The organism is Paraburkholderia sp. NPDC080076 (assembly GCF_050281145.1).
In the GTDB taxonomy this organism is placed as follows: domain Bacteria; phylum Pseudomonadota; class Gammaproteobacteria; order Burkholderiales; family Burkholderiaceae; genus Paraburkholderia.
On the sequence record NZ_JBNNWQ010000008.1, the window covers coordinates 275,621 to 293,543 of the forward strand.

The following is a 17,923-nucleotide window of genomic DNA, read 5'->3' on the forward strand; positions in this document are numbered from 1 at the left end:
CGGAGCGCGCCGCACGAATCTCGCCATGCGGCATCACTTCGCGCGCCGACCGGATCTCCCGTCAGGCCGCAACCGGCACGGCAAGACAGGCATGGAAGCGGTCGGTCAGCGCGGCGCGATCGAGATCGCGTCCGATGAATACGATGCGGCACGAACGCGGCTCACTGCCCCACGCTTGCGCCGCGCGAAGTTCAATGACGTTGTGCACGCCTTGCAGCACGTAACGATGGGACTGGCCTTGTACGGCGAGAATGCCTTTCATACGGAACAGGTTCGCGGTATCCGAGTCGCGCAACTCGGCGAGCCACGCTTGCAGCGCGTCGAGGTCGATATCCGCATCGACTTCGATACCGAGAGAGGACACGCTTTCATCGTGCTGGTGGTGGGCGTGATCGTCGTCGTGATGGGCATGTTCGTGCTCATGTTCATGCTCTTCGTGGCCATGCACGTGTTCTTCTTCATGTAAGCCATCGGTCTCGACGAGAATCTGCGAGAACTCGTTCGCGCCCACGCCGAGAATCTTGCCGAGATCGATCTGCGCATAGCTCGACTCGACGATTTCCGCCGTGGCGTTGAGTCCGCGAATGCGTTGCGTGAGCGAAGCAATATCGTCCGGTCCCACCAGATCGACCTTGTTGATCACGATACGGTCCGCGCACACGATCTGATCGACGGCCTGGTTGTCACTGCCGTCGAGCACCAGATCGTCCAGATGCGCGGCGATATGCTTCGCATCCACCATCGTGACGACGGCGTCGAGGCTCACTTGTTTGGCGATTGGATCATCGAGAAAGAAAGTCTGCGCAACCGGATACGGATCGGCGAGCCCGCTCGTTTCGACGATGATGTGATTGAGCCGGTCCGGCCGCTCCACCAGCATGCGCACGATTCGCACCAGATCTTCGCGCACCGCGCCGACACAGCACACGCAGCCGTTCGTCATTTCGTAGATCTCTTCGGTCGATTCGAGCACGAGGCCGCCGTCGATGCCGATTTCACCGAACTCGTTTTCGATCACCGCGATCTTGCGCCCGTGCTTCTCGCGCAGGATGTAGTTGAGCAGCGTCGTTTTGCCGGCGCCGAGAAAGCCGGTCAGCACCGTGACGGGGATTTTCTCGACTTCGTTGTGGGTGGTGTGAATGTGATTCATGGCTCGTCTCCGTTTCTTCGTTCGTACTACGGTTCGGCTATCAGGCGATATTCGGTTCTTGTGTTTCGACTTCTCGCCAGCGTTTGACGGTGCCCGCTTCGAGACCGAACAGATCGAGCACGCGGCCTAGCGTGTGATCGATCATCTGGTCGAGTGAAGCGGGGCGCGCGTAAAACGCCGGCACGGGTGGCGCGACGATCGCGCCCATTTCGGTTACTGCAATCATGTTGCGCAGATGCGCCAGCGTGTACGGCGTTTCGCGCGCCAGCAGCACTAGCGGGCGGCGCTCTTTCAACGTGACATCGGCGGCGCGTGAAATCAGACTCGACGACATGCCGCTGGCAATTTCTGCGAGCGTCTTCATGGAGCAGGGTGCGACGATCATGCCTAGCGAACGAAACGAGCCGCTGGAGATGGCTGCGGCCATGTCGTCGCAACGGTAGGTGGCGCTGGCGAGCGCGCTGACGTCGGCGAACTTGTAGTCGGTCTCGTGCGTCATCGTGAGCAGCGCGCTGCGCGAAACGGTCAGATGCGTTTCGATATCGAGTTGACGCAGCAATTGCAGCAGACGCACGCCATACGTAAAGCCGGATGCGCCGCTGATGCCGACTACGAGTCGCCGCGCGCTCATCGCTGTGCTCCGGCGGCGCGGGCCAGAATGTCGCGGGCCTGTTGTGCAGCGCGTTCGCTTATGCGAGCGCGGATGCCGTCGAAATGCGAGCCACGTGTCGCGTCGATACCCATACGCGACGTGGTGCCTGCCGCGGACGACGAAGGGTCGAGCGGACTGCCCGGCAAGCCATCGACGATAAACATGTCCTGATGCGGCTGAAAATGCGTGGCGATGGCCCACAGCACCTGCGAGTCGTTGGTGATGTCGATGTCGCTATCCACAGCGACGACGTTCTTGAGGTACGGATCCCAGCCGAGCAGCGCCAGCATGATCTGGCGTGCTTCGCCGTCGCGCGTCTGATTCAACGCGACGTAGCAGTGAAAATGCGTACCGGAGTTGGGGTAGTGCAGCGCGGTGACCGATGGGAAGCGCGCCTTCAGCTTCTCGCTCATCTCCGCTTCGCGCGGCAAGCGGGCTAAAGTCAAATGTTCTGCGTAAGGACCGCCGACTACATCGACGAGCCATGCATCGTTACGGCGCATCATCGTGTCGACGCGCAACACGTTGTTGGTCGAGCGGTCCGATGAATAACCGGTGAATTCGCCGAACGGCCCTTCTTCGGCGTGAGCTGAAGGATCGATCGTGCCTTCCAGCACGAACTCGGCGGAAGCGGGCACGCCGATGCCATAACGCGGCGTGCGCACCAGCTCCAGCGGCGCGCCGAACAGACCGCCTGCAATCGCGCGTTCGTCGGTGCCGAACGGGACGCGCGCGGCGGCGGCCAACATGAACAGCGGATGCGCGCCTACCACCATCGCGACTTTCAATGTGTCGCCGCGTGCCTGGGCGGCTTGCAACATGCGCCAGAGGTGGCCGCGCGAATGCAGGCTGGTGGCCAAAGCGTCCTTCGCGTGCCGCATCGAGCGGTGATAGCTGAGGTTCGCCACGCCCGTGACCGGATCTTCGGCGACGATCACCGCGTTCGTAATGTACGGGCCGCGGTCGGTTTCGAAGTGGCGGATCATCGGCAACTGCGCGAGATCGACGGCATCGCCTTCGATTACCTGATCCAGCACGGGACCGTTTGCCACGAACACCGGCGCGATAGGCGCATTGGCGCGTTGTTGATAGGCATCGAACAAGCCGGACGCATCGACATCGAACAGGCGCCCAATGCGTGCACGTGAAGCAAAGAAATTGGTGACGAGAGGCGTTGCGATCCCATCGACCATTTCGCAGATCAGCATGGGATGCTGCCCGCGCGTCGCGAGTTCGGCGACGACCGCCGTGACGTCCTGATCGGCGGACAGCGGCTGCGAGAGCGTCAATACATCATCGGGATAGTGCTCGCGATACGCATGCGCAAAGCGATGAAAATCTTGCGTGGCGCGGAAAAGGTTATCCGCCATAGTGAACTCCGTGTGAGACAACCAAGGCAAGCGCGGCACTGACCGCGCTTGCTTTAAAACATCAGCCAGTCAGCGTTAAGCCGGCTGCGTGACGTCATTCACATAAGTCGCCTTCAAACGCTTCTCCGCTTCGGCGAGATCCTTCGGCGGCTTGGTCGGCTCGATTCCGACCAGACGGGCGATGTTGTTGCCCATGTAGTCTTCGAGGCCATCCTCATCCAGATTCATGCCTTGCGGCGCGGGACCACACAGCATTTCGAGTTCGCGCAGCCACATGCCCGGCTCGTTCGGCGGCGAATCCGTGCCGAACACGATCTTGTTGCGCGGCAGTTCGCGAGCGAATTCGACGATGCGCGACTGATAGCACCAACCCGATTCGCAGTACACGTTCGGCGTATCCATCGCCATCCAGAAGGCTTCGAACGAGTAGTTGCCGCCCGTCTGAATCCCGAAGTGACCGATGATGAAATTCACCATCGGGAATTCGCGGATGATCGGATAGAACTGCGTCGGAATCGTGTACGGTCCGTCGCCGGTGTGAATCAGCACGACCACACCGAGCTCGGCGCACTTCTTCATCGCGGGACGCAACCAGTCGAGCGCGCGATCCGGACGGTAGCCGTGCATGTTCGCGTGCAGCTTGAGCATCTTGAAGCCGTACTCCTTTACGTGGAATTCGAGCTCGGCCGCGCCGTTCTCCGGGCCCCAACGCGGGTTGTACGTGAAGTTGCCGATAAAGCGATCCGGGTACTTCTGCGTCAGTTCGGCGATATACGACATGTAATCGCGAATGCCTTCACGGCCGCGTCGGTTGCCATCGCGATAGCCCGTGTTGCCCGGGGGCGGCTGAATGAAACCCATGTCGATACGGCGCGGCTTGCCGTTGATGATGTACGGACCGTCCATCATCTTCAGCAGGCGTTCGCCGGTGAACGGCTCGCCGGTATGGCGCCACGCTTCGTCGACGAGATTGGTGGGATGCAGATGGGTATCGATGATCATCAGCGGGCTCCTGCGTAGTCGGCCTGGCCCGCGTGTTTCTTCGCGGCGCCGGCATGGTGTTTCAGATAGGCTTGCGCTTCTTCGACGCTTCTCGGCGGCGCGCTCGGCTCGATGCCGATCATGCGGGCGAGGTTGTTGCCGAGATAGTCTTCGAGCGTGTCTTCGTCGAGATTCAGGCCTTGCGGCGGCTCGTGACACAACACTTCGAGCAAACGCAGCCACATGCCCGGCTCGTTCGGCGGCGTGTCGGAACCGTAGAGAATCTTGTGCGTGGGCAGCACCTTCGCGAATTCGACGATTCGCGATTGCAGACACCAACTCGATTCGCAATACACGTTCGGTGTGTCGAGCGCCATTTGATACGGCTCGAAGCAATACACGCCTCCCGTCTGCACGCCGAAGTGCGCCATGATGAAATTCACCGACGGGAATTCACGAATCAGCGGATACCACTCGCTCGGAATGCTGTACGGGCCGTCGCCGGTATGCAGCTTCACGAGCAGGCCGAGGTCCGCGCATTTGCGCAACGCGGGGCGCAGCCAGTCGAGCGCGCGGTCGGGACGGTATGCATGCATGTTGGCCTGCAACTGGACCATCTTGAAGCCGTGTTCCTTCGCGTAAAACTCGATGGCTTCAGCACCGTTCTCCGGACCGCAACGCGGGTTGTAGACGAAACAGCCGAGCAGACGGTCCGGGTATTTCTGAACGCATTCCACGGTGTACGCCATGTAGTCGTCGATCGACTCGCGGCCCGAGCGTTCGCCGTCGGTCCACGTATAGATGGTGTTGCCTTGCGGCGGCTGAATGAAGGCCTTGTCGATGCGGCGAGGCTTGCCGTTGATGATGTAGGGGCCGTCCATCACCTCGATCAGACGCTCGCCGGAAAATGGCTCGCCATCATGGCGCCACGCGAGGTCGACCAGGTTGGTCGGATAACAGCTGGTGTCGATGATCATGTACTCGATCTCCTTGAGAGGAACTGGTGTATCCAGTTGCCGGATCGCGGGCAGGCGCATCGATGGAACTCAGCCCGTTGGGCTTGCCCATGCGGCCCTTTGCAAGGCGCAGTGTTCGTGCGCCTTCCCCTCGCCGGCATCGAGTGTCACACTGATGTGCACTGCTGCTTGCGATGCAGTCTCACAAGATAAAAACGCTCTGTACAATATTTTTTAACCACGATCTTGATACGTTTGCGATATGGACATCCGGCTGTTGCGTTACTTCGCGGTGCTTGCCGACGAACTGCATTTCGGCCGGGCAGCCGCGCGGCTGCACATTTCCCAGCCGCCGCTGAGTCAGCAGATTCGCATCCTCGAAGAGGAGATGGGCACGGCACTGTTCATGCGCTCGCAACACCGTGTCGAACTCACCGAGGCAGGGAAAACACTTAAAGAACAGGTGCCGTTGATCTTCGCGCAGTTCGAACGCGCGATCGATCTGACGCGTTGCGCGGGGCGTGGCGAAGTAGGGAGCCTCGAGATTGGCATCATCAGTTCGGCGATGGTCGAGCCCATTCCGCGCGCGCTACGGGTATTCGCGGAGAAGCATCCGCAAGTGCGGTGGACGCTGCATGAGATGACGCCGGCCGCGCAGATTCTCGCGTTGAAAGAGCGCCGGCTCGATGTCTGTTTCTTTCGCGTCTCGCATGAAGACGCCGAGATTCGCAGCGAAGTGGTGATGCGTGAGTCGGCGGTGGTCGCGTTGCCGTTGGGGCATGCGCTGGCGTCGCGCGGAGAGATTGCATTGCGTGAGTTGGAGGCCGAACGCTTCGTGTCGTTCGGTTTGCGGCAGTCGCAATTGGCGCGCTTTCTACAGGACTGTTGTGTTGAGGCAGGGTTTACACCGCGGATCGAACAGGAAGTCGTCGAGGTGCATACGTTGTTGTGTCTCGTGCGCGAAGGGTTAGGTGTGGCGTTGCTGCCATCGTCCGCGCGGCAGTTGTCGACGGGTGGTGTCGCGTTCGTGCCGGTGGCTGCGCCGCGGCCTGAAGTGTCGCTGCACGCGCGCTATCGTGCCGAGACGCCTTCGCCGGTGTTGTCGCTGTTTCTCGAAACCGTGCGGGAAGTGACGGCTAGTGTGAGCTGACCGTTTGCGCGACAAGGTCGCGGATCACTTGGATCAGCGGCGCCACGCGCTCGGCTTTTTCGCGCGGCCATACGGCGTAGAGGTTGTAGTGCGTCGGAATTTCCACTTGCGTGAGTTCGACTAGCGTGCCGTTGTGTTGCGCGTCGGCGGCGAGCAGGCCACGCGCCAAACCCGCGCCCACGCCTGCGCTGGCGGCGGCGATCAAGCCCGCGGCGTTGTCGAAAACCGCGATGGCGTCGGGTTCGACCTCGGGCAGACCCGCAGCGGCGAGCCAGGGAATCCACGAACGCTTTGTATAGCCGAGCAATGGCAGCTCCAGTAGCTGCTCAGGCGTGAGCGGCACGCTGAGCCCGCGTGCCTGCAACAATGAGGGCGCGCCCACAGCAGTCAGACGGTCGCCGCAGATCAGCGCGTTTTCGAAGCCGTCCCATTCTCCATACCCATATCGCAAAGCAATATCCACGCGCTCGAACGCGCTGCGGTCATGACGCGGTGTGGACAGCACCGTGAGCGATGTCCCGCTCAACGCGCCGAGCAAGGCCGGCAAACGCGCCACCAGCCAGCTTTGCGCGAGTTCGGGATCGACGTCGAGCGTGACGGACTGCTTGACCGTGCGCTCTTTTACCGACGACAACGCGCGATCGATTTGCTCGAAGCCATCCGCCAACTGATTCGCGAACAACACGCCCGCATCGGTCAATACCACGCGGCCGCTTTCGCGCACGAAGAGCGGCTGGCCGACGAACTCTTCGAGCGTGCGGATCTGCTGGCTGATCGCGCTATGCGTGAGCGACAACTGCCGTGCGGCGCTCGAGAAACTGCCGACGCGCGCTGCTTGCAGGAAGGCCTGCATCGACTGGATAGACGGATAGCGCTTCAACATGGTGTTAGCCGGACTTACGGGTGATGGAAGAAATGGTCGCTGGCGTTGTGCTTAACGGCTTTCAATAATGACCGCAAGCACGCGACCCTTGTCACGCATCCACTCATGCAATGCGCCGCGCTGCACAACGACATTCAGGAGACAGCGCATGATCGAGATCGTGGTCAATGACACGCGGCACTCGCTCGACAATGTACCGGAAGACATGCCCCTGTTGTGGGTATTGCGCGACCGGCTCAAATTGACCGGCACGAAATTTGGTTGCGGCGGCGGCTTTTGCGGCGCGTGCACGGTGCATCTGGAAGGCGAGGCGGTGCGCTCCTGTTTGCTGCCTGCTGTAGCCGTGGCCGGCAAACGCATTACGACGATCGAAGGGTTGTCGAAGGACGGCCGGCATCCACTGCAACTCGCGTGGGTCGCCGAGGATGTGCCGCAATGCGGCTACTGTCAGTCCGGTCAGTTGATGCAGGCGGCCGCGTTTCTCAAGGACAAGCCGACCGTCAACGATGAAACCATCACGACGGCGATGTCCGGCAACATCTGTCGATGCGGCACGTATTCGCTGATTCGCAAGGCGATCAAGCGGGCGGCGTCGGGTGATCCGGCGCTGGCGGCTGTGGAGATGCCCGCTTGCGCGTCCGCCTGCTCGTCTCACGTCACGAACGAGGAGGCTTGAATGCGCAACGACAAAGAAGCGCTGACCAGCGATCGCGGCGCTGCTCGCCGTCGCTTCATCAAGCAGAGTTCGGCGCTGTTGGCCTCGGGTCTCGCGATCGGCTTCCAGTTGCCCGATGCCTTCGGCAAGGGCGACAACAAAAGCGGTGATCCCAAACCGCAGGCCGGTGAGTTCGAACCGAATGCGTGGGTGCGCGTGCTACCGGACGATACGATCAAGCTGGTCGTCCACAAACATGACTCCGGCACGGGCACGCGTACCGCGCTCGCTGCGATGGTCGCGGAAGAACTGGACGTCGATCTGTTTCGCGTCGATGTGATCACGCCGGAGAATCCGTTTTACGGCGATTACATTCATCCATTGTGGAAGGTGTTTTCGACGGGCGGCAGTACGAGCGTGTCGCTGGAATACGAGCGCTTGCGACGTGCGGGCGCGACGGCGCGCGCGATGTTGATCGCCGCTGCGGCGAAACAATGGAATGTGGAGCCGGCAACGTGTTCGACGGATAACGGCTTCGTGGTCAATCAGGCTAGCGGTAAGCGTGCGAACTATGGATCGCTTGCGCAGGTCGCGGCGCAATTGCCTGCGCCGAAAGATGTCGCGTTGAAAGATCCGTCGCAGTTCAAATACATCGGCAAATTGCGGAAGAAACGCGGCGCTGCGGAGAAGGCGCGAGGCGCGTTTCCGTACAGCATCGACGTGTCGTTGCCGGACATGTTGGTCGCTGTCGTCACGCGCGCGCCGGTGATCGATGCGCGCGTGCGCAGCGTGGATGCTAAAGCGGCGTTGGCCGTGCCAGGCGTGCGGCAGGTTTTGCAGATTCCTGGGCGGCCCGACATTCTCGGTGGCAACCAGGCTGGCGTGGCTGTGTTGGCGGATGACTATTGGTCGGCGCATAAGGGGCAGGCAGCGTTGCATGTGGAGTGGGAAGATAGTTCGCTTGAGACTTTTGATAGCAGCACGCTTGCTGCGCGTCAGGCGGCGTGGCTCGATGATCCTGCGGCGCGGGTGGTGCCGACTGTTCAGAGTGGGGATTTGAAGACTGCGTTTGCGCACGCGGCGCGGGTGATTGAGGCTTCTTATTCGATGCCTTATAAGGCGCAGTGTTCGCTTGAGCCGATTAACGTGACTGCGTGGGCTAAGAAGGACGGTGCAATTGAGTATTGGGGTGGGCTGCAAGTGCCTTCAACGGTGCAGGAGGCGGCTGAGGTGGTCGGCGGTATCCCGGCGAATCGTGTGGTGCTGCATGAGCTTGTTTCAGGTGGCAGCTTTGGGTCGCGTGAGTCGAAGTACTGGCTTTTTGAAGTGACCTGGCTGGCGTTGAAAGTTGGGAAGCCGGTTAAGTTGATGAATAGCCGTGAAGATGAAATGCGGGCGCTCTATTACCACTCGGCGAGTTTTCATCGGGCGAAGGCTGTGCTCGATAAGCGCGGGAATCTGGCGACATTGCAGTTGCGGGCGGTGATGCCTGCTTCGCCGGAACAGTGGGAGCCCGGGTACTTCGATCGGCCGGACCGGATGGACTACAGCACGACTGAAGCGATCAGTAAGTATGAGTTCGCGTATGGGGCGCCGCATGTGGATATTGGTTGGGTGCGGCATGAGACCGGTGTGCCGACTGGATGGTATCGGGCGGTGAGTTATATCCCGAACGTGTTTGCGGTTGAGTCTTTTATGGATGAGGCCGCGCATGCGGGGCGTCGGGATCCTGTTGAGTTTCGGTTAGCGCATATGAAGGACCCTAGGCATAAGGCTGTTTTGATGGAGGCGGCGAAACGTGCTGGCTGGGGAAAGGCGTTGCCTGCTGGGACTGCTGTGGGCGTGGCGACTAATCAGGCTTATAGCAGTTATGTTGCTGTTGTGGCGCGTGTTGCTCGGAAAGGCGATGGTGTTGTAATCGAGAAGCTGACCTGTGTCGCGGATTGTGGGTTGGCTGTTTCGCCGGGTGGGGTCGAGGAGCAGCTTTATGGCGGGTTGATGTGGGGGTTAGGGCATGCGACGGCGGATCGCATCGATATTCGGCATGGGCAGGTCGAACAGAAAAACTTTGATACGTATCGGGTGATGCGGATGAGTGATATGCCGGAGATTGATATTTTGATTGTGCAGGGGGATACGTCGAAGCCTGGTGGGGTGGGGGAGTTGTCTAGTCCTTCGGTGGCGCCGGCGATTGCTAATGCGGTGTTTAGGCTTGCTGGGCGACGGTTGAGGGAGACGCCCTTCGATCTCGCGAAGGTGGGTGGGAAAGGGAAAGCTTGAACTGCGTGCGTGGCGCTTGGTTCTAAGGGTTTGTACTTATTTCTACAACATTGTTTTGTTCTGCAAGTACTTAATTGCGAGCAGGCCACAGCCTAGACTGCAAGTACTGAAACGCAAACGGGCGTTTGCGGACAAACGAAGTCTGGAGGTAAGCATCATGAAACTCGTTCAATCGCTCATCGTCGTAGCTGCTCTTGCAATTCCGGCTGCCTCATCTTTTGCTCAATCGAACGAAGCGGTCGCTCCGACCAATGTTCAGGCCGCGCAAACTAGCGTGAATCCAGGAAGTGGCGCTGCGACCGATTTTGGCGGCGTCGCTGACGGTACTTCAGTGTCGGGCAGCCATCATCAACTGCGCTCGTTCGGCACCGCCGTCGCCCACTTGGGACATAAAATCCAAGGCTCTATTCGCCCGGACCCGAATGATGGAATGAAGCCCGTGTTTTTCGGCGGCGCATAAATTGACCGCATTGATTGCAGCCTTGTGTCGTTGATTGGGTGGTGCCTAGACGTCCTTGGTCTGTTAAGGGAATAACGTAGAGACGCGCAGATAAATCTGCGCGTTTTCGCTTTCAGGAATCCGCCGCTGGGCTTGTTTCGCTGAGTGACGAGTTTCGAGCGGGTCAATTGACTGCAACGGGTCGAGATGGAATGGATACCGCCCCTCCCTCCGGAGACCGGTCAACGGCGGAGCACTACGCCGGTGCGACGTCATATCGGGTCCGCTAGGGGCGGACGATCGCGGATGGCAGCTATCCTGCGCCCCTGGTGCGGTCTGAATCTCTAGCGTAGCTTCTCGCGCGGATACTCCTGAGCTTGAGCGGTAGCTCAGGTCGGCAGCGTTACGACCGGCTGCTTCCCGCAAGAGAAATTCGGAGCGCTGCTGGAGCGCTAAGGGTCTCCAGCGTTACGATCGACCCGGCCACTCTCGGGCTGCGCGCGGCAACTAAGAGACCTTCGTCCGATGCGTCGCTGAGACATTCAGGCGTCGGCTCCGCCCCCTGTAAGCGGACGCTCCAGCTTCACCGATCCTGTTGCTTCAGAGGAAACCGTTTCTGTCGAAGACGATGTGTCGATGGGATCCAGGTGTATGCGTCGATTCGACGTCGGCAACAACGGCGGCCGCTTGAGGACTATGCTGCACAGACGAGGTTGTGAAAACGGAGTTAGAGCACTTCTCTTTTCCGATACAAGCCGTCACGGCCGCCCTCGCGCTGGCGACGCTTTCCGTTCACAGAAATCAAATAGCAAGAAACGGAGTGTTTGTATCGAGCGGCTGCCATAGATTAATCATTGAATCCCGCAGTAGCCAAGGTCGGTGCACGACGCAGGGCGCGATCGAACCTCCCTTGTTGCGCACGCGGCCAATACGTCAATTCTCTCATCGGCATCGCGTTCGCCGGTCTTTCATTGAATGGAGTTTAATCATGCTGCCATTTCTCTCGCTTCACGCTCTCGCTGCTCAACGCGGTGACGGACTGCGCCCTGAACTTCTAGCTCTATTTGAACGCCATACCGGATCAGAGACCGGGCTCGCTGCCATCATCGAACCAGACGAAACGGAACACCTTAACCAGGTGATGGACGTCGTGCCCAAAGAGCCAGTGAAGTAGTGCGGGGCTGCTGCCAACCATCCGAAAAATTTCTTGGAGCCATTGCATTTTTCTGACGATGCAATTCTTATGACCGACAAGGCTCACTTGATGATCGACTACCCTGACTATCGCGCTCTCGAGCATGGCGCTTTTGTCTTGCGTGGGTTTGCGCTGCGCTACGGGGAAGACCTGCAGCGCGGCCTAGCCGAGCTACAAAAATCGTCACCTAATCGCCCCTCTGTAACGCCGAGTGGACTGAGCATGTCCGGCGACTCCACAACATGTTTTCATCTGGGCTGCACGACAATCGAGCGAAGTAAAGATCACTTTCCGATCGACGTGCCGCGTGCGGCAATACCAGAGGTATTGAGGAGTTTAGGGCGGGACGCCGCCGCTGCCGTGGGCTTCAATTACTTTGTCCCTGACGTCAGTCTGCACAGTCACTCTTCGCCAGGCGCGCGCGTCTCTTTGCATCAGGAGATGAGCTGGCCAGAAGGTGGCGCGCCTATTGTTGCATTTGTATTGGGCATGGCAAGCGCATTTCTCTTCAAGGAGCGCGAGTCTTCGGTGGATGCTCGCAGGATCAACCTTTGGCACGGCGACGTCATCGTGTGGGGACCGGCTGGCACCGCTTGAGTCATTTGCACTTTCGGTGTCAGCCCCCGGCCGCGTTTGATAGCGGCGCGGACGAGGGCAAATGTGGGCTGCGGTGACATCGCAAGTGCGATTGTGAATGACCGCTTGCAACTTGGAACCGATCGCCCGAGCAACATAGGGCGGTCGTCCGTTGTGGGTCGAACTGCGCCCACCGTCGTTCGGCTCAGGTCGCCCACGAGCGGGCCTCCGTGGGCGTGATTCAATTCACCCCGCAGCCGACATTCGGTGCGAGTTCGGGTTCGTAGACCATAAAAAAACCGCCCGACATAGTCGGACGGTTCTTCGCCATACTCATGCCGCAAAGCGGCAGGAAATTACTGTCCAGGTGAACCAATCGACGCAGGTTTAAGCGGTTCGGCTATGCCGCCGTGCACGCCAATCACCGCCTCAACATAGTTTGGCGTCGTTGTCGAAACCGTATCCCATACCGCGGAAACCTTCGCGTTGCCACCGGCGAAGACGGCACCAGCATGATTTCCGGCGGCAACGAGGCTGGCATCTGCACCCGAGGCCGATGGAATCGCTTTCATCGTGCCGTCTCCCTGCGCTGCATTGATCGGTGTGCCGTAGTTCATTGCAGCCGCGACATTACCGTTCGCATCATAGACGACCACCGCATCGCCTTTACCCAAACCGATCGGATTCGCTGCATCGTTGTTGACGTTCAACATCGCAACGACCGGAACCGTGCCAGCGAGGCCCCAGGTTGTGCGGAACGTATTTTCGTCCGTTCCGGGCACACCCGGCACAACGACCAGATGTTCACCCGGTGCAAGCATCGTACCGGCTACAAATGCCGCGCTATTGTTGGCATCGTTGACGTCAGCATGATTGTCGCCCCACTTCCAGCCGGTCAGATCAATTGCCGTGCTGCCATAGTTATAGATTTCAAAGAAATCCTGACCGCCGTCTGCGTTCGAGTTCACCTCCGAGATCAGCACGGTCGGCGCTGGCGCACCTGCTGCTGCAGTCGTGAAGCTCTGCGTCGTGCCTGCATACGCATTGCCATACAGGTCAGTGATAACGCCACCGGCCAATTGCACGGTGTAGCGAGAACTATCCTGCAACGGTGTCGTCAAGGTGATGCTCACCCGACCGCCGTTGAATTTGACCTGGGTCGTGTCGTCAACGGACACATTACGCGTATCAGAGCCGTTGCTGATAACAATGTTACCTGTGCCGGCCTGCACGACTTCGCTGAACGACAGTGTCATGTGGTTGCCGATGATGCCTGTCGCGCCATCGACCGGCGCAGTGCTGGTCAATGTCGGGGCTGTGTGGTCAACGGTACCAATCGCCTTGAACGAGAACGTCGATAAGTCGGACACGGCAGAGGTATCGTTCCCCGCTGCCGTCTTGACCGCCCCCATTGGATACGTGATGTGGTAGGTGGTGCCGGCAACCATGTAGAACTTCGGATGAATCTTCATCACATTACCGCTGAACGTCACTTGCGATGCGTCGGTTACGGGAATCGACCGCGTATCGTCAGCGCCGTTACTGAGAACGATATTACCCGCACCCGCCTTCACCGATTGATCGAACGTCAGGTAGAGGTTGCTGCCAATGCCGACATTGTTTGTGCTGGTGGTTGGCTTGAAGATGGTCAGGCCTGGCAGGCTCGGCCCCGCGGCCTGTTCACCAACCGCATAAATAGTCCCGTCCGGGCCCATCGTCACACCCTCATTCTGGGCAGTGGCACTCATATACAAGCTGCTCAGCAACTTGCCGGTACGATCCATCTCGACGATCTTGCCATCCGGCGCGCCGATGATGATGATGTTGCCGTAATCCGGAGCGCTGCTCGGTACGATATTCGACACCGAGAAAACGTCATTGAACGCAGAAAGGCCCGTCGTGGCCGCATCGAACAGCACCGGCGGATTGTCTGTCGTCGGCAAGATGGGCGTACCGTTCGATGCTGTCGCCGACCCGCCCGCAAAATTGATTGCGGCCTGGAAGATGCTGGTGGGTTGCGACTGGCGCACGGCAATGTAGCCGCCTGTTTTGGTGTCGAAAGTAACACCCTCAATACCGACGTTGGCAACCGTTGTCCCCAGTTTGACGGACTGTACGTCTGCTCTGCGCAGTATTCCACCAGGAACGTAAGTGAACAGATCGACTTGACGGAGACGCTCTTCCACCAATACGAACTTGCCGCCACCGACATAGGTGATGCCCTCAGTGTCCTCGAAGTCGCCGGCATTAAGCGTCATGGAATCGATAACGTGACCATCGCTCTTTGCAACCTGCACCACTGAGGTCGCACCGTCGCCAATGACAAACAGCGAATCGGTATCCTTGTCATAGGTCACGCCGGACGCCTCTGCATTCAGCAGATTGGTGCCGGTCGTAGCGAACTGCAGAGGAAACATTGCTGTCTGCGTGTAGCTATTCAAATCATAGGTGCTTTGCGGATTGGCAAATGCAAGCGTAGGAATTTTGCTATCTACTACAGGCGCTACATTGCCGCCAGTGTCACCAGCAGTGCTGCTGCTATTATCGCCCCCGCCACATGCACTAAGACCGGCTGCGAGAATCGCAGAAATTAAAAGTTTTATTTTCACGGTACGGTAAGTATTTGAAAGGTTGAAGAATTCGCGACCATATCGGACGTGTATTGCATTTTCATGACCGATAAAACTGTACGAGAGCGCGCTCGGGCAGGAATAGCCGATATCTTTGGTTTGGCGGTCGACGCTGTCCAACCGGAGATGCGATTTGCGACCGATTTTCAGGCTGCCCCACCGCCTGATTTCAAGCGCAACGAGTACGACAGATTGCCTGACGATATCCGGGACGTGGCGAATCGCGAAATAGCAAGATCAAGACGTTCAGCGCGAGCAAGATAATCTCGCGATCGATATGTGTGCATTCTCATTCAAGAATGCACATGGCGAACATCGGGCGCTTCGGGCGTTTGTGCAGGTGATTATTCAATGTCACCGTAAACGCACCCGCCACACGCATCGCCGCACCGAGAATGGAGGCTCCTCAGCTCTTCAATGGCAACCATATCTCAAGCCCGCCCATCCCACTAACAGGATCAAACTTCTCGTCATACCGCTCGAAATTCGGCGCATCAGCAGGAATATGTCCCGATGCCGGCAGCCACTGATTCCAGATCGTGTTCCAGGTACGCCGGATAGTCGAAATATGCTCGCGATGGCTGAACACCGCATACCGCTGCGGCGAAATCCGCAGGCGGCTCAACTCAGCAGGCAATGCTGAAAAGTCACTGACTTCGACACCGCACAGATAGTCAATGTTGCCAGCATCGTCAGCGTTATAGCAGACGCCATACGCCACATTGCCGATCTGCCCAGGCACTTTGCCGAAGTAGTCACCAAAGCGCTGCCACTGCGACGGAATTGCAGCGCAGGTTTCGCTGGTATAGCGCTCGCTCAGACCCGCAACAAGAAACGCTTTACCGTCTTCAAAGCGCGGCGGTTCGAGATGGGTAAGCAGGGTTTCGTCCATTTTGATCGGCTCCACGAGGGCGAGATTGTCGAGATGGCCACGCGCGCGCAGCGCGTCGGGCGTGAGCCCGAATTGCTCGCGAAACGCGCGTGTGAATGCCTCGTGAGAACCGTAGCCGGCGTCGATGGCGACCGCGAGGATGTCCGGTGCGCCACTCGCCAGACGGCGTGCCGCTTCGGTCAAGCGACGCCCGCGGACATAGCGCATCACCGAAAACCCCGTGGCCGCTTCGAAGGCGCGCGCCAGGTGAAAGCGCGACACGCATCCGCAGTTGGCGATGTCGTCGAGCGTCAACTCGTGGGCAAAGTGGCTTTCGATAAACCACAGCGCTTTTCCAACCGGGTTCATATGGGCTCTCATGTCAGCATGGAACCAGCATAGCGAGCGCCGATCCGGGATGTTTGATCGGGATTGCGGTTTTGCGGGGCGGCGTTTAGTAGTTTTCGGTCGCGGCTTTGTTGCCCGTGGCGGGGGAGTGTCCATCCGCTGCCGTCACGTTGTGACCGTGAGCCCCTTCCTGCGCCCCAGCCGAACCCGTGTGCCCCGGCCGCAACAACAGCCCGCCAAGCACCCCCGCCACTGCCGCAAAGATCGCCCCAAACAAAAACGCGACGTGATACCCACTGTTCAGCGCCGCGACCGCATCACCAGACGCCTGCATCGCCTCACTCCGCGCGGCGGCAAGACTCGCCAGCACCGCAAGCCCAAGCGCGCCACCCATCATGAACGACGTATTGACGATACCCGACGCGAGCCCCGAATCACTCGGATCGACATCGCTCATGGCGGCGAGCAGCATCGGATTGAAGGCGATACCGGCGCCGAAGCCGAGCAGAATCATGCCGGGCATGACATCGAGCACAAAGCTGCCGCTCACCGGCGCGCGAGCGAACAACGCAAGACCGCACGCCGCGACCAGCAGACCGACGGCCAGCGGAAGCCGTAGCCCAAAGCGCATCACCACCCGCGCCGACAGCCCGAGCGAAAAGAACCCCATGATCAGATTGGCCGGCAGGAACGCAAGCCCGACCTGCAACGGCCGATAGCCAAGCACACGCTGCAAATACAGCGCAGAGATGAAGAACCAGGCAAACATCGCCGCCGCCCACAACACGCCGACCACGTTCGCGGTCGCGACATTGCGCAAGCGGAACAGACCAAGCGGCATCAATGGATGCTGAACGCGCGCTTCGATCACAAGGAACACGACAAGCAGCGCCAACGCGGCAAACAGCAAACCGAGCGTCTGCGCCGAAGTCCAACCAGCCTCATTGCCATTCACCACCGCATAGACCGCCAGCATCAGCGAAACAGTGACAGACACCGCGCCGGCCACATCGAGCCGCTCGCCGTGCGCATGCCCGCGCGCGGACGGCAACAGCGCGACACACAGCGCGTACACGGCAATACCGATCGGCAGGTTGACGAGAAAGATCCAATGCCAGCTCAGCAGATTGGTCAGCAGCCCGCCGAGCAGCACGCCGATGCTGCCGCCACCCGCGCACACGAAACCGTACACGCCCATCGCTTTGGCACGCTCGCCGGGCTCTGTGAACAGGTTCATGATGAGGGACAACGAAACCGCCGAGACAATCGCACCCGCCACGCCCTGAACGGCCCGCGCGCACACCAGCAGTCCTTGCGAGTTCGAAATCCCACAAGCAAGCGACGCCAGCGTAAACAACGTGATGCCGATAAGAAACAGCTTGCGATGCCCATACAGGTCGCCGAGCCGCCCGCCAAGCAGCAGGCAACCGCCGAAGGTGAGCATATACGCATTGACCACCCATACGAGCGATGTCTCGGTAAAACCGAGATCCGCCGCAATGGACGGCAGCGCAACGTTCACGATCGTCGTATCGAGCACGATCATGAGCACGCCGAGGCACAGCACGATCAGTGCGAGCCAGCGTTTGTTGCCGTGGATGGAATGGGTCATGCAGGCGGCTCCTTAGGCACGGTCTATCGGATGCCGGACGCGCCGCCGCTGAAACAGACGCCGCGCCGAAAGAAACGCAACCGGCCGCAACACCGTCCAACCGGTTGGCAACTCGTTGACGACAATGGGATTTTTCAGTCTAGCACCCGCGGGTTTGGGCCCACAACTACGATTT

At 59.5% G+C, this 17,923-nt stretch carries 15 protein-coding genes; 6 read left to right on the plus strand and 9 right to left on the minus strand.

What is annotated here, in order from left to right; all coding sequences use genetic code 11:
- Positions 1–61: 61 nt before the first annotated feature.
- The 5 genes from ACQKRQ_RS29055 to ACQKRQ_RS29075 all read right to left on the minus strand — a co-directional run bounded on the left by ACQKRQ_RS29055 (position 62) and on the right by ACQKRQ_RS29075 (position 5,130).
- Positions 62–1,150, minus strand: coding sequence for a CobW family GTP-binding protein (locus ACQKRQ_RS29055; protein WP_427481070.1), 1,089 nt, complete (start codon positions 1,148–1,150; stop codon positions 62–64).
- A 40-nt stretch (positions 1,151–1,190) separates the two neighbouring features.
- Positions 1,191–1,781, minus strand: a complete 591-nt coding sequence (locus ACQKRQ_RS29060) for a UbiX family flavin prenyltransferase (RefSeq protein ID WP_427481071.1) — start codon at positions 1,779–1,781, stop codon at positions 1,191–1,193.
- Positions 1,778–3,172 carry a UbiD family decarboxylase gene (locus ACQKRQ_RS29065; protein ID WP_427481072.1) on the minus strand — a complete coding sequence of 465 codons (1,395 nt, stop codon included), beginning with the start codon at positions 3,170–3,172 and terminating at the stop codon, positions 1,778–1,780. The genes ACQKRQ_RS29060 and ACQKRQ_RS29065 overlap by 4 nt, the downstream gene beginning before the upstream one ends.
- Before the next feature lie 75 nt (positions 3,173–3,247).
- The gene (locus ACQKRQ_RS29070) at positions 3,248–4,174 is read right to left on the minus strand and encodes an amidohydrolase family protein (RefSeq protein ID WP_012428924.1); all 927 of its coding nucleotides are present in this window, start codon (positions 4,172–4,174) and stop codon (positions 3,248–3,250) included.
- Positions 4,174–5,130 carry an amidohydrolase family protein gene (locus tag ACQKRQ_RS29075; protein ID WP_012428925.1) on the minus strand — a complete coding sequence of 319 codons (957 nt, stop codon included), beginning with the start codon at positions 5,128–5,130 and terminating at the stop codon, positions 4,174–4,176. The genes ACQKRQ_RS29070 and ACQKRQ_RS29075 overlap by 1 nt, the downstream gene beginning before the upstream one ends.
- 241 nt (positions 5,131–5,371) lie before the next feature.
- Between ACQKRQ_RS29075 and ACQKRQ_RS29080 the strand changes: the two genes are divergently transcribed.
- Positions 5,372–6,259 (plus strand): LysR substrate-binding domain-containing protein, encoded by an 888-nt coding sequence (locus ACQKRQ_RS29080; RefSeq protein WP_427481073.1) that lies wholly within the window; start codon positions 5,372–5,374, stop codon positions 6,257–6,259.
- Here ACQKRQ_RS29080 and ACQKRQ_RS29085 read toward each other — a convergent pair.
- Positions 6,246–7,142, minus strand: a complete 897-nt coding sequence (locus ACQKRQ_RS29085) for a LysR substrate-binding domain-containing protein (protein WP_427481074.1) — start codon at positions 7,140–7,142, stop codon at positions 6,246–6,248. The genes ACQKRQ_RS29080 and ACQKRQ_RS29085 overlap by 14 nt on opposite strands.
- Before the next feature lie 148 nt (positions 7,143–7,290).
- Here ACQKRQ_RS29085 and ACQKRQ_RS29090 point away from each other — a divergent pair, with 148 nt between their 5' ends.
- The 5 genes from ACQKRQ_RS29090 (at position 7,291) to ACQKRQ_RS29110 (ending at position 12,308) form a co-directional block, all read left to right on the plus strand.
- Positions 7,291–7,818 (plus strand): (2Fe-2S)-binding protein, encoded by a 528-nt coding sequence (locus ACQKRQ_RS29090; protein ID WP_427481075.1) that lies wholly within the window; start codon positions 7,291–7,293, stop codon positions 7,816–7,818.
- A complete protein-coding gene (locus tag ACQKRQ_RS29095) occupies positions 7,819–10,077 on the plus strand; it encodes a molybdopterin cofactor-binding domain-containing protein (protein WP_427481076.1) in 2,259 nt (752 codons plus the stop codon).
- 157 nt (positions 10,078–10,234) lie between these two features.
- Entirely contained in the window at positions 10,235–10,537 is a 303-nt protein-coding gene (locus tag ACQKRQ_RS29100; protein WP_427481077.1) for a hypothetical protein, read from the plus strand.
- 967 nt (positions 10,538–11,504) lie between these two features.
- The gene (locus ACQKRQ_RS29105; protein ID WP_132379132.1) at positions 11,505–11,690 is read left to right on the plus strand and encodes a hypothetical protein; all 186 of its coding nucleotides are present in this window, start codon (positions 11,505–11,507) and stop codon (positions 11,688–11,690) included.
- Between the two features lie 33 nt (positions 11,691–11,723).
- On the plus strand, positions 11,724–12,308 hold the full coding sequence (locus ACQKRQ_RS29110) for an alpha-ketoglutarate-dependent dioxygenase AlkB (RefSeq protein ID WP_427481078.1): 585 nt from the start codon (positions 11,724–11,726) through the stop codon (positions 12,306–12,308).
- Between the two features lie 335 nt (positions 12,309–12,643).
- Here the strand turns inward: ACQKRQ_RS29110 and ACQKRQ_RS29115 are convergent, their stop codons facing one another.
- The 3 genes from ACQKRQ_RS29115 to ACQKRQ_RS29125 form a co-directional block, all read right to left on the minus strand.
- Entirely contained in the window at positions 12,644–15,037 is a 2,394-nt protein-coding gene (locus ACQKRQ_RS29115) for an SdiA-regulated domain-containing protein (RefSeq protein WP_427481079.1), read from the minus strand.
- Positions 15,038–15,323: 286 nt separating this feature from the next.
- Positions 15,324–16,157 (minus strand): AraC family transcriptional regulator, encoded by an 834-nt coding sequence (locus ACQKRQ_RS29120; protein ID WP_427481174.1) that lies wholly within the window; start codon positions 16,155–16,157, stop codon positions 15,324–15,326.
- An 85-nt stretch (positions 16,158–16,242) separates the two neighbouring features.
- Positions 16,243–17,748, minus strand: coding sequence for a DHA2 family efflux MFS transporter permease subunit (locus tag ACQKRQ_RS29125; RefSeq protein ID WP_427481080.1), 1,506 nt, complete (start codon positions 17,746–17,748; stop codon positions 16,243–16,245).
- Between the last annotated feature and the right edge of the window lie 175 nt (positions 17,749–17,923).

Excerpts from the sequence above, each read along its gene's own strand:
- ACQKRQ_RS29055 (WP_427481070.1), bottom strand. The coding sequence starts at position 1,150 with ATGAATCACATTCACACCACCCACAACGAAGTCGAGAAAATCCCCGTC.
- ACQKRQ_RS29060 (WP_427481071.1), bottom strand. The coding sequence starts at position 1,781 with ATGAGCGCGCGGCGACTCGTAGTCGGCATCAGCGGCGCATCCGGCTTT.
- ACQKRQ_RS29065 (WP_427481072.1), bottom strand. The coding sequence starts at position 3,172 with ATGGCGGATAACCTTTTCCGCGCCACGCAAGATTTTCATCGCTTTGCG.
- ACQKRQ_RS29070 (WP_012428924.1), bottom strand. The coding sequence starts at position 4,174 with ATGATCATCGATACCCATCTGCATCCCACCAATCTCGTCGACGAAGCG.
- ACQKRQ_RS29075 (WP_012428925.1), bottom strand. The coding sequence starts at position 5,130 with ATGATCATCGACACCAGCTGTTATCCGACCAACCTGGTCGACCTCGCG.
- ACQKRQ_RS29080 (WP_427481073.1), top strand. The coding sequence starts at position 5,372 with ATGGACATCCGGCTGTTGCGTTACTTCGCGGTGCTTGCCGACGAACTG.
- ACQKRQ_RS29085 (WP_427481074.1), bottom strand. The coding sequence starts at position 7,142 with ATGTTGAAGCGCTATCCGTCTATCCAGTCGATGCAGGCCTTCCTGCAA.
- ACQKRQ_RS29090 (WP_427481075.1), top strand. The coding sequence starts at position 7,291 with ATGATCGAGATCGTGGTCAATGACACGCGGCACTCGCTCGACAATGTA.
- ACQKRQ_RS29095 (WP_427481076.1), top strand. The coding sequence starts at position 7,819 with ATGCGCAACGACAAAGAAGCGCTGACCAGCGATCGCGGCGCTGCTCGC.
- ACQKRQ_RS29100 (WP_427481077.1), top strand. The coding sequence starts at position 10,235 with ATGAAACTCGTTCAATCGCTCATCGTCGTAGCTGCTCTTGCAATTCCG.
- ACQKRQ_RS29105 (WP_132379132.1), top strand. The coding sequence starts at position 11,505 with ATGCTGCCATTTCTCTCGCTTCACGCTCTCGCTGCTCAACGCGGTGAC.
- ACQKRQ_RS29120 (WP_427481174.1), bottom strand. The coding sequence starts at position 16,157 with ATGAACCCGGTTGGAAAAGCGCTGTGGTTTATCGAAAGCCACTTTGCC.
- ACQKRQ_RS29125 (WP_427481080.1), bottom strand. The coding sequence starts at position 17,748 with ATGACCCATTCCATCCACGGCAACAAACGCTGGCTCGCACTGATCGTG.